Raw genomic sequence first — 13,996 nt, 5'->3', positions numbered from 1 at the left:
CTGTGTGGCGGTGATCGCCGTTTGGATGCTTCGGTGGTCCGGACATGCCTGCGCGTTGGCGCCGGGTGGACTCATTCGCCGGGTTTTGCGCCTTCCACCGGCGCATGCGTGGCGGCGCGACGTGCCAGTACCGCTTCGCGATGCGCAATGTAGACGTTGGCGCCGATGATGATGGCCGCCCCGATCACGGTATGCCGCTCGATCGCCTCGCCGAACAGCCACCAGCCCAGCAGCGCCACCAGCGGCAGCTGCATGAAGCTGATCGGCTGCAGCGCCGAGACTTCGCCCAGCTTGAGCGCGCGCGTCCAGAACAACTGCCCGGCGGTGCCGAAGATGCCGGTGGCCACCAGCCACAGCCAGTCGATGCCCTGCGGCCAGGTCCACTGGAACAGCGCCGGGATCAGCGACATCGGCACCCAGAACACGTAGGTGTAGAACACCACCGTGTCCGAATCGTCGTTGCGCGAAAGCTGCTTGATCTGGATTGCCACGATGGCACTGATCACTGCCGCGAGCAGCGCAATCAGCAGTCCCGGGCTGAAGGTGGACGAGCCCGGGCGCAGGATCACCAGCACCCCGATAAACCCGGCTGCCACTGCCAGCCAGCGGCGCATGCGCACCTGTTCGTGCAGCCAGATCACGGCCAGCACGGTGACGAACAACGGCGTGGAATAGGAGAGCGAGATCGCCTGCGACAACGGCAGATGGCCGATCGCCCAGAACCCGCACAGCATCGAGGCCAGGCCAATCAGCGTGCGTGCGAAATAGTGCGGCAACTGACGGGTACGCGGCAGCGTCTTGCCGGGGCCGATGAGCAGCGGCAGCAGCACCAGCAGGCCGAATGCATTGCGGAAGAACGCGATCTCGGTGGTGGCGACCGTCTTGGATGCCAGCCGGATGGTGATGGCCATCAGACCGAAGGCGAGCGTGCTGATCAGCATCCAGGCAGCGGCGCGCATGGACGCCGAGGGTGCAGTCACCAATGCGCTCCGATGATGCGTGGTTCCGGCTCCAGGATCACCGAGTAGCGCTCGCGCACCGATTCGGCGATGCGTCGCGCAACGTCCAGCAGCTGTGCACCGGTTGCGCTGCCGTAATTGACCAGCACCAAGGCATGCGCCGGCGACACGCCGGCGTCGCCTTCGCGCTGGCCCTTCCAGCCGCACTGTTCGATCAACCAGGCGGCCGACAACTTGCCCTGGCCAGGCTGCTCGCCCGGATACACCGGCATGTCGGCGAAGGTGGCCTGCAACGCGGCAATCTGTTCGCTCGGAAGCAGCGGGTTCTTGAAGAAGCTGCCGGCATTGCCGAGCACGTCCGGGTCCGGCAATTTGCGGCGGCGGATGTTGATCACCGCCTGCGCCACATCGGCCGCGCCCGCCAGCTCGGCGCCCATGCTGGCCAGCTCCTCGCGGATGCCGGCGTAGTCCAGCCGCAGCTCGTGCAGCAGCGGCAGATTGAATTCCACCGCCACGATCAGGTAACGCTCGGGCTGCTGCTTGAACACGCTGTCGCGGTAGCCGAACGCGCAGTCCGTTGCCTCCAGCCGCACGAACTGTTGGCTGTGCCGGTCGAAGGCTTCCACCACCTGGATGAAGTCGCCCACCTGCGCGCCATAGGCGCCGATGTTCTGGATCGGGCAGGCGCCGACGGTGCCGGGAATCAGCGCCAGATTCTCCAGCCCCGACAGCCCCTGCTGCAGCGAATACAGCACCAGCGCATGCCAGTTCACGCCGGCACCGGCGCGGACGATGGCGTGGTCGGCGTGGTGCGCAATGATCGCAATGTCGCGGTTCTCGAAACACAGCACGCAGCCGGGCGGGTCGCCGGCCAGCAGCACATTGCTGCCGCTGCCCAGCACCAGCAGCGGTTCGCCCGCGATCTGCGGCGCTGCCAGCGCCTGCGGCAAGGCTTCGGGCGTGTGGATGCGCAGCAGCCAGCGCGCGGAGGCATCGACGTGAAAGGTGTTGAGTGCACGCAATGGCGCGTGTTCGCTCAACTGCCAGCCCGGTTGCACAGCCTCGCTCATAACGGCGACACCGCACCGCCGCTCGGCGCTTCGCGGCGGCGGCGGATGGCGTCCACGCATTCGCCGATCAATGGCGGCCCGCGATACACCAGGCCGCTGTAGCACTGCACCAGGCTCGCACCGGCGGCCATCTTGGCCACCGCGTCGGCGCCGGAGCTGATGCCACCCACGCCGATCAACGGGATCGACTCGGGCAGCCGCGCGCGTAGCCGGCGCAGCACCAGGGTGGATTGCCCCAGCAATGGCGCGCCCGACAAACCGCCGGCTTCGGCGGCCAATGGGTGATTGGCGATCAAGGTGCGGGTCACCGTGGTGTTGGTGGCGATCACGCCATCCACGGCCAGATCGGCCAACACGCGTGCGGCGGCATCGATGTCGCGGTCGTTGAGGTCCGGCGCCACCTTCACCAGCATCGGTACCCGCTTGCCGTGCTGCGCGGCGAGCGCTTCCTGGGTCTCGCGCAGGTCGGCGATCAAGCGGCGCAGCGATTGTTCTTCCTGCAGCTCGCGCAGGCCGGCGGTATTGGGCGAAGAGATGTTGACGGTGATGTAGTCGGCCAGCGGATACACGCGCTCCATGCAGTAGCGGTAGTCGCTGGTGGCATCCTCGTTGGGCGTGTCCTTGTTCTTGCCGATGTTGATGCCCAGCAGGCCACCGCGCCGCCGCGCGCGCTGCACATTGGCCACCAGCGCATCCACGCCCAGGTTGTTGAAGCCCATGCGGTTGATCACCGCCTGGTACTCGGGCAACCGGAACATGCGCGGCTTCGGGTTGCCCTCCTGCGGGCGCGGGGTCACCGTGCCGATCTCGACAAAGCCGAACCCCAACGCCAGCAGGGCGTCGATGTGCTCGCCATTCTTGTCCAGCCCGGCGCCCAGCCCGACCGGGTTGGGGAACATCAGGCCGAACGCAGGGGTCGGCAGCGGCACCGGGCGCTTGGCCAGCAGCGACGTAGTGCCGGTGCGGTAGGCGGTATCGATGGAGCGCAGCGCCAGCGCGTGGGCGCGCTCGGCATCGAGGGAAAACAGGAAGGGGCGGGCAAGCGAATACATGCGGGTCAGTTCAAACTCCCGGCAAAAATGCGGGTCTGGTAATGGAAGTCGATCAGTCCGTCGCGGGCGTGCGCATCGAACAGGGCGCGCAACGCGGCCAGCATCGGCGCGTGGCGCGGGTCGTGTGCCAGCGGCGCATACGAAGACGACAGCAACCGGCCGCGCAGCGCATCGAAGTCCAGCCGCTGCACATTGGGGCAGCGCGCCATCGCGCGAAACCCGTCGCCGAACCAGGCCTGCATGGTGGCATCGTCCTGGTAGCGTTCGGCCACGGCCGAATAATCGGTGCCGTACTCCAGCAGCAGCTGCTCGTAGCCGCGCAGGAACGCGGTGCTGTCCAGTTCGCGCGAATTCCAGTACACCGCCGCCAGGCCGCCGGGCTGCAGGATGCGTGCCCATTCGCGGCGCACTGCCTGCGTGTCGAACCAGTGGAAGGCCTGCGCCGCCGACACCAGACCCACGCTGGCATCAGCCAGGCCGGTAGCTTCGGCAGTGCCGTCGGTGGCCTGGAAGGCCGGAAACTCCGCCAGCCATTGCTGGGCCGCCGCGCGCATGGCCGGATTTGGCTCTACCGCGGTGACCGCGTAGCCGGCTTCAAGAAACAGGCGGCTGGAAATGCCGGTGCCGGCGCCGATGTCGGCCACCGGCGTGGCGGGGGTGACGCCCAGGTCGTCATGCAGCCAACGCAACACCTGCGGCGGGTAGCCTGGCCGGTAGCGCACGTAAGCGGCCACACGGTCGTTGAAGCGCTGGGCAGAGGAGGGCGCAGCCATGCTCAACTGCTGGAGGCCGCCAGCCACGCCATGCCACCGAAGAACAGGATGAAGATGACGATGCCGACCAGCCACATCGCCACTGCCAGCCAGCCAAGAATCAGCCCGCCGATGGCCAGCCCGTCGCCTTCCAGGCCTTGCGGATTACGCCGGATTTCGGCGCGCGCCAGATGGCCGGTGATGATGGCGCAGATGCTGCCGAGGAAGGGGATCAGCGTCCAGCCGAGAATGCCTGCGACCAGGCTGACGATGGCCATGGCGCTGGTCTGTCGAACGACAACGTTCATCATGAACTCCGTGAGAGTGAGCCGGCAGCCGGTCTCTGGTGAGGCGATTATCCCAGAGCGGCCGCCGAAAAGGCGTGCCGTGTGCGGTGGGAACCCCTGTGCAGCCGGTCATTGGCCTGTCCTGACGTGCCGAAGAGCAGGCCGGGCCGTCGCGCTACCTTGGTAGAGCAGGGCGTATCGGAGCAGGGCAGCCAGCCGCCTGGCATTGCCGCGATGCTGTTGTCAGTGGTGTGTCCGGCGTCGCCGCAGATGCCGGGCAGGCTGCGGCTGCGCTCACATCGCTGTGTCGCAAGCGCGCCGGACCACTGCCCGGCGCACCTTGCGGCATCGATCAAAGATCGAACTTGATGCCCTGCGCCAACGGCAGCGAATCGGAGTAGTTGATGGTGTTGGTCTGGCGACGCATGTAGACCTTCCACGCATCCGAGCCGGATTCGCGGCCACCGCCGGTGTCCTTCTCGCCGCCAAAGGCGCCACCGATCTCCGCACCCGAGGTGCCGATGTTGACGTTGGCAATGCCGCAATCGCTGCCTGCCGCCGACAGGAACTTCTCGGCCGCTTTCAGGTTCTGGGTGAAGATCGACGAGGACAGGCCTTGCGGCACGCCGTTCTGCAGGTCGATGGCCTCATCCAGCGTGCGGTACTTCATCACGTACAGGATCGGCGCGAAGGTCTCGTGCTGCACGACCTCATCGCTGTTCTGCAGCCCGGTGACGATCGCCGGCAACACGAAGTTGCCGGGGCGATCGATCGCGGTGCCGCCCACTTCGACGGTGCCACCGGCGGCCTTGGCCTTGGAGATCGACTCCAGGAATTGCTCCACCGCAGCACGGCTGTTGAGCGGGCCCATCAGGTTTGCCGGGTCGGTGGGGTCGCCGATCTTGCTGTCGAGCTGCCTGTACGCCTTGACCAGGGTGGCCAGCACGTTCTCATAGATGGATGCGTGCACGATCAGCCGGCGCGTGGTGGTGCAGCGCTGCCCGGCGGTGCCGACTGCGCCGAACACGATGCCCGGGATGGCCAGCTTCAGGTCGGCGGTTTCATCCAGGATGATCGCGTTATTGCCGCCCAGCTCCAGCAGGCAGCGGCCCAGGCGATGGGCGACCTTTTCGGCGACCACGCGGCCGATCTGGGTCGAACCGGTGAAGCTGATCAGCGGCACGCGCCGGTCTTCGACCAGCGTCTGCGACAGCGCCGTGCCGGCATCGTTGATCAGGAAGAAGATGTCCGGGAAGCCGGCGTCCTTCAACGCCGCATTGCAGATCTTCATCGTCGCGATCGCGGTCAGCGGCGTCTTGTTGGACGGCTTCCAGATGCAGATATCGCCGCAGATCGCCGCAAGGAACGCATTCCACGCCCACACCGCCACCGGGAAGTTGAACGCGCTGATGATGCCCACCAGCCCCAGCGGCTGGTACTGCTCATACATGCGGTGGCCGGGACGCTCCGAATGCATGGTGTAGCCGTAGAGCATGCGGCTCTGGCCCACGGCGAAGTCGGCGATGTCGATCATCTCCTGCACTTCGCCATCGCCTTCCGGCTTGCTCTTGCCCATCTCCAATGCCACCAGCGAGCCCAGTGCGTCCTTGTGCGCACGCAGCGCCTCGCCACACAGGCGCACCGCCTCGCCGCGACGCGGGGCCGGCGTGGTCCGCCACAGCTTGAAGGCGGCCTGCGCGCGCTGGATGATCAGCTCGTAATCTTCCGGCGTGGTCGCCTGTACATCGGCGATGACGGCGTTGGTCGTCGGATTGAGCGGTTGCAGCACGCCCGCACCGGCGGCCGACGACCAGGTCGCCTCGCCGAGGTAAGTGCCGGAATTGGACGCGGCGAGGTCGAGCGCCTTGAGCAGGTCAGCGGACATGGAATCTCCTGGAGGTCGGGACGGTCGCCCGACGGCCAAGGCCAGCCAGCGACACGGGTAGCCGCCGATTTTAGCAGGCTCCACCCGCCGCCCGCCGGCTTGGCAAGCCGGCTGAACATGCGACAATGCCGCCCTTGGCCCCGTAGCTCAGCTGGATAGAGCGTCCCCCTCCTAAGGGGAAGGTCGCCCGTTCGAATCGGGCCGGGGTCACCAGGACGGCATTGCGGTTCTAGTGGCCGGTGACGCTCGCTTCGTCCGCAATGCTGTTAAGCACCGCAAGCTGTTGTGCGGACAGGTGCAGCCCGGAGGCGGCAAGGTTTTCGCGCAGGTGGGGCACCGACGAGGTGCCTGCGATGACGAGAATATTGGGCGAGCGCTGCAGCAGCCAGGCGAGGGCGACCTGCTTGGGCGTGGCGCCTGCGTCCTTGGCAACCTGCGACAGCGCGTCCGATTGCACCGGTGAGAAACCCCCCAGTGGGAAGAAAGGGACGTAGGCCACGCCCTGGTCGTTGAGTGCGTCGATAAAGGCGTCGTCGTCGCGTTTGACCAGGTTGTAGTGATTCTGGACGCAGACGATCTTGGCCAGCTTTTGGGCTTCCTGGTACTGGGCGGGCGTGATATTGCTCAGGCCGATGTGGCGCACCAGTCCTTCGCGCTGCAGCTCGGCCAGGCAGGCCACCGGTTCGGCGATCGCGCTAGTGTCGGTGTCCATCATCGCGCCCAGGCGCAGGTTCACCACGTCCAGCGTTTCCAGGCCAAGACTGACCAGGTTGTCCTGCACCTGGCGTCTGAGGCTTGCAGGAGACCGATCGGCATTCCAGGAGGCGTCGCTGCCACGGCCGATGCCGATCTTGGTGACGATCCGCAACCCGTCGGCGTATGGGTGAAGTGCTTCGCGAATCAGCTGGTTGGACACATGCGGGCCGTAAAATTCGGCGGTGTCGATGTGGTCGACGCCCAGCGCAACCGCTTCCTTCAACACGGCCAGCGCTGCGGCCTTATCGCGGGGTGGCCCCCACACATGCGCTCCGGGCAGCTGCATCGTGCCGTAGCCCATTCGCTTGATGGAGATGCCGGTGCCGGGCAGGGTAAAGGTGCCGCCAAGACGTGTGTCGTTGTTCATTGCTGTTCCTAGAGGGGATGGGTGACGGGTCGCTGCGGTGGAGCGTGGAGATGGCGCGGCCTGCGCGCGCTGGTAGCGCAGGTGACTTGATCTGACAGCCTGGAAGCAGTGCGCTGGGGACTGCCGTCTGACCGTGTGTGCAATCTAGGGTGGCCGGTCCTGTGCGACAATCCGGTACAAAGCGAACGGCTTGTACGGAAATTCGAACAATGAGCGGTCGGCTGAGCGATATGGAGAGCTTTGTCCGGGTTGCGCGGGCAGGCGGGTTCCGCGAGGCGGCGAAGAGCGCCGACGTGAGCGCATCCAACCTGAGCGATGCGGTGAAGCGGATGGAGGCGTGGCTGGGCGTACGGCTGTTCAACCGCACCACGCGCAGCGTGGTCTTGACCGATGCGGGGAAGGCACTGTTGGCGCGCATCGAGCCTGCGCTGATCGAACTCGATAGCGCAACGGAGGTCATCAGCGCTTTCCGGGACACGCCGGCCGGCACCTTGCGGCTCAACGTGCCGGTCAGTGCTGCGCGGCTGGTCCTGCCGCGGATTTTGCCGGCTTTCATGGCGGCCTATCCGGATATCAGCGTGGAAATCCTGACCGAAGAAAATTTCGTCGACGTCATCGCCGCAGGTTGCGATGCGGGCATCCGCTATGGCGAGCGTCTGCAGCAGGACATGGTGGCCATGCCGATCGGCCCGCGCGTGCAACGCATCGCAACCGGGGCGTCGCCGCAGTACCTGGCGCGCCACGGACGGCCCCACCATCCGCGTGAGCTGCTCGACCACGATTGCATCCGTGGCCGCTTCCCCAGCGGCGCCATGGCGGACTGGGAATTCGAGCGGGACGGCGAGGTGGTCACCATCATCCCGCAGGGGCAGTTGCTGGTGGAGATCGGCGGCGGCAGCGATCTGGCCGTGCAATCAGCGGTGGCGGGGCAGGGAATCGTCCACCTGTTCGAGGAATGGCTGCAGCCCCACTTCGATGCCGGCGCCCTGGAACCGGTATTGCAGCCCTGGTGGCAGCCGTTCCAGGGCCCCTACCTGTATTACCCGAATCGCAACCTGTCGCCGCCGGCACTCAGGGCATTCATCGATTTTGTCAGGACGTTCGAAAACGACCCGGCGGGTGGGGCAGTGCATGCTGCTCCGCTACCTACAGCCAGTGCAGCGAAACGGAGCGCGCAAGCCGCGCAGCGCAGGGTGCGCGACAAGCCTCCATCCTGAACAAGGCGGCGTCGCATCGTTCGCATCGGCGGCGGTGGCCATCGAGCACGTCGCAAGGGCTGCAATGGCCAGCATGCAGCGTGGCTGGCGTCAGCGATGCCGTAGCACGCGGACACCGACCGGCTTGGCGGACTTGTCCATCGAGACGCTGGAGATGCGGCTGTGCCGAAGCAGGCTGCCCAACTGTTCGGTGGCGCCCAGGCGCTGGTCGACTTCCGGTTCGGCCACGGTGCGCGGGCGCTTGCGCTTGTCGGCGTTGGCAAAGCGCAGGCGGTTGTACTCGGCCCAGCCGACCGTGGTGACGGCGGCCATCAGCGCGATCACCGGCAGCGCGCCCAGCGCGAACGGGTCGATGGCGTTGTGGCGCAGATACAGCTCGGTATAGGCACTGCGCAGGCCAAAGAACCACGCAAGCAGCGTTGCCAGCGGTGCCCACAGGTAGAAATAGACCATCCACGCGCCGGCGGTGGCGGCACCGTAGGCGAGACGGCGCGAGCGGCCCAGACGTTGCGGCAGGTTGATGATGGGCGGTGTCATTGAATTCCTCGGTCGGGGCTTTTCCAGCGGGCACGCGTGTTGCGGCGTGCGATGAGGGCGCGGGGGAAGGCGATGACTGCAGTCATCATGCCGATCATCCAGAACGCAGCCGGGTACCAGATCACCCAGAAGAACTGGCGTGCCAGTCCTTTTTCGTAACGGCGTTCGATCATCAGGCTGGTGCCGAACTGCAGCAGGCAGACCACCGCCAGCACCAGGCCATGCCAGCGCGGCAGGATGGTGTCGACATACAGCGCAGGCGGCATCGCGATGAATTTGCCCAAGGCCCACAGCACGATGATGAAGAGCATCACGTAGGCCCAGATCAGGCTCAGCGCGTACTCCAGCAAGACTGCCCACATGCGACGGCTGCGCCAGGCCAGCGCGCGACGGCCATGGCTGAGCAGCACCTCAACGCCGCCGCGTGCCCAGCGCAGGCGCTGCATCCACAGACCGCGGAAGGTTTCCGGCATCAGGATCCAGCACAGTGCGTTGGGTTCGTAGCGGATATCCCAGCCGTCCAGCTGCAGGCGCCAGGAGATGTCGATGTCTTCGGTGACCATGTTGTCGGACCAGAAGCCGACGTGGTGCAGGGCCGAGCGACGGAACGCGCAGATCACGCCGGAAACGGTGAACAGGCGGCCATACACGCGTTGCGCGCGCTTGATCAGCCCGACGATCGCGGAGAACTCGCCCACCTGCATGCGGCCCATCAAGGTGGTGCGGTTACGCACGCGCGGGTTGCCGGTGACCCCGCCCACGCGTGGGCCGGACACCAGGTGACCCACCATCCAGCGCGTGGCATTCGGGTCCAGGATCGCATCGGCATCCACGCACACCAGATAGTCCGAGCGCGCTGCCAGCGTGCCCACGCGCAGTGCGTTGGCCTTGCCGTGGTTCTGTTCCAGGTGCACCACCCGCAGGCGCGGATACTGGTGAGTGAGGTCGTCGAGCACTTCGGCGGTGCGATCGGTGCTGCCGTCGTTGATCGCGATGATCTCGAAGTCCGCATACTGCTGCGCGCTCATCGCCGCGATGGTTTCGGCCACGTGCTTGGCCTCGTTGTAGCAAGGCATCAGCAGCGACACGAACGGTTCGCTGGCCATCGGCGGCGGCTTGGACGGGCCCGGCGTGCCGCGTTCGCGCCGCAGGTAGTAGTAGATCCCGCCGATCATCCAGAAGAACGCCATGATGATCGGGTAGAAGAACGCAAAGTTGAACAGGGCGGCCAGTAAGAGGCTGGTCGTCATCGGTCATCGCTCGAGATAGGGGAATTGGCGGGCCGACATGGCTTCGCGCGCTTCGGGCAGAGACGGATGGCCGCCAATGAAATCGTCCGGGTAATACGCCAGGTGACGCACGCCTGCCGCCAGCAGCAGTCTGGTCTGCGCCAGCAGCACGCCCTCGGGCAACGGTTTGCCGGTGCGCCAATCGACGGTCTGCAGTTCGAACATGGTCTTGTCGAAGCCGCGTGGCTGTTGCCCGACGCGCCTGGCCAGCTCGCTCAGCCACTGCTGCGGGTCGTCGGCATTTTCCATGTATGGCATCGCCATCAGCGCGGTGTAGTCGTAGGCGGCTGCAAAGGCATCCAGGCGCTGCGCAAACCAGGCCTCGCTGTGCGGCTCCAGCACCGGCTGCGCAAACAGGTTGCGCACCGTCACCAGCTTCGGGCGCCAACGCTCTGCGGCTGTCTTCAGCTGCTGGGTGAAGCCGATCAGCGCCTGGGTGCGTCGTGCCGGATCGCCGCCGCCATAGGCCGGCAGCTCGTCATCGCGCAGGTAGGCATCGTCGTGGAACAGCAGGCCTTCGAAGTAGGCATTGGCGGCGAGATCTTCGTAGATGTCGGCCACCAGTGCGCGCGTGCGCGGGTTGCTCGGATCCAGCCGCGGCACGTCCTTGGGGTCGTTGCCGCGGACCTGCAATGCGGCCTGTTGCTGCGCATCGGGCAGGTGGAAGCCAAGCACCGGCAACCAGGCGAACACACGCACGCCGGCGCGGGTGCGCAGCTGCCAGGCGACGCGCCCGAACAGGTCCGCGCGCATCGGCAGATGCCGGTTGGGGAAATACAGCGCATCGGCGGCGCCATCGCCATCCGGGTCGGCGAAGGCCTGCAGGAACACATGACTCGGCCCGATGTCCTTGACGCGCTGGACCAGGATGTCGAGATTGCGCGCCAGCTGTGCGGGGTCCGGGTCGTAGACGTAGTCCAGATCGATCTGCATGGCGCGCAGGCCATCGCGCGACAGGTCGCGGCGCAACTCGCCGGCCAGGTCGCGCACATCGGGGTTGTTGAACAGCAACAAGCGCCCGAGGCTGGCCAGCGACTGGCCATCCACGCGGTCGCGCCCCTGCTGGCCGATATCGGCTTCGTGCGAGCGGCCTTCCAGGTCGAAACTGAGCGTCATGCCCAACTGCGCGGCAATGGCGTTGCTGGCGCGGTTGTAGGCGGCATACGGCCACACCATCGCGCGCGGCGGCTTGCCCAGATGCGCCACGATGGCATCGCGGCTATGGCGCAGGTCGGTCTCGATGCGCCGGCGATAATCGGCTTCGTTTTCATAGCCGCTGTCTGCATGCCACTCGCGCGTCACCGCAGCAGGCGTCTGATTGCCGAACGGGTTGCCGGCGATGCCCTTGTGCAGGTCATCGCTGTGCGAGCCGATTTCGACCAGGCCGCTGTCCTGCATTTCGCGCAGTTGCGCCCAGGTCACGAAATCGTCGCCGGTGAAATCGCGCGGGCCGTAGGGCACGACCTTGCCTGCAGGCAGTTCGACCCAGCTGGTCACCGGCGCAACGAGCGCGGGGTAGCCATAGGCCTGCAACAACGGAAACACGCGGGTGTAGACGCTGCGCAAGCCATCGTCGAAGGTGAGCAACACCGGCCGCGACGGCAATGCGCGACGGCCGGCACGTGCGTCCAGCACCTGCTGCACGCTCACCGGGTGGTAAGCGTGCGAGCGCAGCCAGTCCAGATGCGCGGCAAAGTTGCTGGTGGACACCGCGTAGCGATCCGGGTCGCCCTTGGCCGCGACGTCGTCGCGAATATCGTGATAGCTGAGCACCAGCAGACCCGCGTGTGCCGACGACGCAAACGTCATCAGCAGCAACGCGAGCAGCAATAGCGGCAGGCGGATCAAGGCGTACCTCCCCATCGGAAATCCAGGTCCAATCCAAGTTGGTGTTCGCGCCGGCCGTCGTAGACCGGGCGCGACCAGCTCACGCCATAGGTCAGTGCGCTGCCATCGCCCAGCGACCACAGATGCCGGTACGCCACGGCAGGAACCCATTGGCTGCCGAAGCCGGACTGGTAGGTCGGGCCGGCGGTCACGTCCAGGCGTTGCCGGAAGGCAGCGTCGTAGCGGCGCCAGCCGATCTGTTCGACGCGCACCCCTGCGGCCACGCCCGTGCTGCGACGCGGGTTGAAGTAGTCGACCACGCGGTCGTCGTGCGCACGCCCGGCCGAGGCGGCAAACAGCCCGTCGACCAGCACATGCGGGCTGGCCCACAGGCGTTGACTGCCCGAAAGATCGAGCTGATCGCGCCGGTTGCCGTCGCTGTAGCGCAGCTGGCGCGCCTGCAGCTCCCAGCGTGTTTCATCGCTGGGCGTCCAGCGCAACGTGGCGCCGATGCTGTCGCCGGTGATACCCAGGCGACGGGCCTGCAACGAGGCGTCCGGATCGCGTGTGCGCCAGGCCACGCTGCCGTACCACGCATCGGAAAAGCGCCAACCCGCATCCAGCGCCCAGGCGGTGCCATCGCGATCGAAATCGTCCAGCGCCCGGCCGCCGTACGCGCTGAGGTCCAGGCGGTCGTAGCGGTAATGCGTGCCCAGCCAGAAACTGCGGTAGCGTACACGGGTGTCCTGAAAATCGGCCCAGTCGTCGCGCGCGCGCAGGCCCACTCGCCAGCGCTCGCCGAGCAGGGGCGATTCGGCCTCCAGCAGCGAACTGCCGAAATGGTTGCCGAGCGGCGAGATTGCCGTGGCGCTGTTGTCGTTATCGCTGCGTCCCCAGGCATGGCTCAGATGGACCTGCCACCCGCGCTGACGTTCCAGCGATGCCCCCAGCCGCTGCAGGCCGACATCGTCGGGATACTCGGCGCGCAAGGCGGTGAACTGGGCATCGGCCAGGTCCAGGCGATCGAGGTCGCGCTGGTTTTCGACAATGCCACCGCGTGCCTGCTTTTGATGCGGGTCCAGCGTCAACGCCATCTGATTGCGCTGCAGCGCCTGCGTGGTATGGCCGCGGCGCGATTCGATGGATGCCAGCGCGGCCTGCAGTTCGGCATTGTCCGGCCCGATGGCCACGCGTTCGCGCAGCAGCTGCTCCGCGCCGCGGTTGTCGTTGGCTGCCGAGCGCGCGGTCGCCAGCGCAACGTCGGCGCTGAAGCGGTCCCAGTTTTCATAGCCGCTGGACGCACCGGCACGCCGTGGCCACGGCGCCTGGCTGGCCGCCAATCGTTCGAACAGCGGCATCGCCTGATCGAAGCGTTCCTGCTCCAGCAATGCATACCCCAGCAATACCTGCGTGCCGAAGTCGTCGGGCGTGTGCTTGAGTGCTTCGCGCAGTACGCCCTCTGCCTCGGCGGGGCGGCGCAAGCCCATCAGCGAGTCGCCCACGGTAGGCAGCACGTAGCTCGGGACATCGACGCCGTCTGCGCGCAGCGCCTGATAGTTCGCAACCACATCGCGATGGCGCTGACGCTGGTTGAGGGCGACCAGGCTGTCCACGCGCAGGCGCGTGGCTTCCCAGGCGACCTGCGGCGGCGCATCGCGTTGGAGACGCGCCACATTTGCCAGCGCCTGGTCGGTCTCCGCATAGCGGTGCGCGGCATCGACCGGCTCGGCACTGGCCCAACCAATCATGCGCGCCACGCGATCATTGTCGAGGCGCTCGCGTTCCTGCGGCGAAAACCAGTCCGGATGACGCCACACCGCCTCGGCAGCCAGCTGTGCGCTGCCCAGATCGGCGAGGGTGAGCGCACGCATTGTGTACGCCCCCTTGTCGCGCGGGTCGTTGCGCAGCACGCGTTCGTAGATGGCCAACGCGTCCGCATAGCGCTGCTGGCCGCGGAGTTGCTCGGCCTGCTGCATGGGTGTCGGGGCGATGGAGGCG

General features: G+C 66.6%; 11 protein-coding genes, 1 tRNA gene and 1 pseudogene. 2 read left to right on the top strand and 11 right to left on the bottom strand.

The features are described from left to right. Nucleotides 1-71: 71 nt before the first annotated feature. The 6 genes from XnspCFBP7698_RS03255 to XnspCFBP7698_RS03230 all read right to left on the bottom strand — a co-directional run bounded on the left by XnspCFBP7698_RS03255 (nucleotide 72) and on the right by XnspCFBP7698_RS03230 (nucleotide 6,005). Nucleotides 72-983 (bottom strand): DMT family transporter, encoded by a 912-nt coding sequence (locus XnspCFBP7698_RS03255; protein ID WP_104581813.1) that lies wholly within the window; start codon nucleotides 981-983, stop codon nucleotides 72-74. Further along, nucleotides 977-2,029, bottom strand: coding sequence for a UDP-N-acetylmuramate dehydrogenase (gene murB / locus XnspCFBP7698_RS03250; RefSeq protein WP_104581812.1), 1,053 nt, complete (start codon nucleotides 2,027-2,029; stop codon nucleotides 977-979). Before murB ends, XnspCFBP7698_RS03255 begins: the two co-directional genes overlap by 7 nt. Then, entirely contained in the window at nucleotides 2,026-3,081 is a 1,056-nt protein-coding gene (locus XnspCFBP7698_RS03245) for a quinone-dependent dihydroorotate dehydrogenase (RefSeq protein ID WP_047697863.1), read from the bottom strand. The genes murB and XnspCFBP7698_RS03245 overlap by 4 nt, the downstream gene beginning before the upstream one ends. 5 nt (nucleotides 3,082-3,086) lie before the next feature. After that, entirely contained in the window at nucleotides 3,087-3,854 is a 768-nt protein-coding gene (locus XnspCFBP7698_RS03240) for a class I SAM-dependent methyltransferase (RefSeq protein ID WP_199680024.1), read from the bottom strand. Nucleotides 3,855-3,856: 2 nt separating this feature from the next. Further along, nucleotides 3,857-4,141, bottom strand: coding sequence for a DUF4190 domain-containing protein (locus tag XnspCFBP7698_RS03235; RefSeq protein WP_039404416.1), 285 nt, complete (start codon nucleotides 4,139-4,141; stop codon nucleotides 3,857-3,859). A 331-nt stretch (nucleotides 4,142-4,472) separates the two neighbouring features. After that, complete coding sequence (locus tag XnspCFBP7698_RS03230) at nucleotides 4,473-6,005, bottom strand: aldehyde dehydrogenase family protein (protein ID WP_104581811.1); 1,533 nt, start codon at nucleotides 6,003-6,005, stop codon at nucleotides 4,473-4,475. A gap of 136 nt (nucleotides 6,006-6,141) precedes the next feature. Between XnspCFBP7698_RS03230 and XnspCFBP7698_RS03225 the strand changes: the two genes are divergently transcribed. Further along, nucleotides 6,142-6,218, top strand: a tRNA-Arg gene (locus tag XnspCFBP7698_RS03225). Between the two features lie 16 nt (nucleotides 6,219-6,234). Here XnspCFBP7698_RS03225 and XnspCFBP7698_RS03220 read toward each other — a convergent pair. Next, nucleotides 6,235-7,128 (bottom strand): oxidoreductase, encoded by an 894-nt coding sequence (locus tag XnspCFBP7698_RS03220; protein WP_104581810.1) that lies wholly within the window; start codon nucleotides 7,126-7,128, stop codon nucleotides 6,235-6,237. 230 nt (nucleotides 7,129-7,358) lie between these two features. On the opposite strand from XnspCFBP7698_RS03220, the pseudogene XnspCFBP7698_RS03215 reads away from it, so the two are divergent. Next, a pseudogene (locus XnspCFBP7698_RS03215) lies at nucleotides 7,359-8,237 on the top strand (LysR family transcriptional regulator); the annotation flags it as partial. Between the two features lie 198 nt (nucleotides 8,238-8,435). On the opposite strand, the gene pgaD reads toward XnspCFBP7698_RS03215, so the two are convergent. From pgaD to pgaA, 4 genes are read right to left on the bottom strand one after another with little or no spacing between them, the layout of a single operon-like run. Further along, entirely contained in the window at nucleotides 8,436-8,882 is a 447-nt protein-coding gene (gene pgaD, locus XnspCFBP7698_RS03210; protein WP_047697859.1) for a poly-beta-1,6-N-acetyl-D-glucosamine biosynthesis protein PgaD, read from the bottom strand. After that, nucleotides 8,879-10,132: a poly-beta-1,6-N-acetyl-D-glucosamine synthase gene (gene pgaC, locus XnspCFBP7698_RS03205; protein ID WP_047697858.1), complete on the bottom strand. Its 1,254-nt coding sequence runs from the start codon at nucleotides 10,130-10,132 to the stop codon at nucleotides 8,879-8,881. The genes pgaD and pgaC overlap by 4 nt, the downstream gene beginning before the upstream one ends. Nucleotides 10,133-10,135: 3 nt before the next feature. Beyond that, entirely contained in the window at nucleotides 10,136-12,034 is a 1,899-nt protein-coding gene (pgaB, locus tag XnspCFBP7698_RS03200; protein WP_104581808.1) for a poly-beta-1,6-N-acetyl-D-glucosamine N-deacetylase PgaB, read from the bottom strand. After that, nucleotides 12,016-13,974, bottom strand: coding sequence for a poly-beta-1,6 N-acetyl-D-glucosamine export porin PgaA (gene pgaA, locus XnspCFBP7698_RS03195; protein WP_104581807.1), 1,959 nt, complete (start codon nucleotides 13,972-13,974; stop codon nucleotides 12,016-12,018). Before pgaA ends, pgaB begins: the two co-directional genes overlap by 19 nt. Nucleotides 13,975-13,996 lie beyond the last annotated feature (22 nt).

It is taken from the genome of Xanthomonas sp. CFBP 7698 (assembly GCF_003600855.1).
GTDB lineage: Bacteria > Pseudomonadota > Gammaproteobacteria > Xanthomonadales > Xanthomonadaceae > Xanthomonas > Xanthomonas cannabis.
The sequence above is the reverse complement of the archived record's forward strand: the minus strand, read 5'-3'. Positions and strand labels throughout refer to the sequence as shown.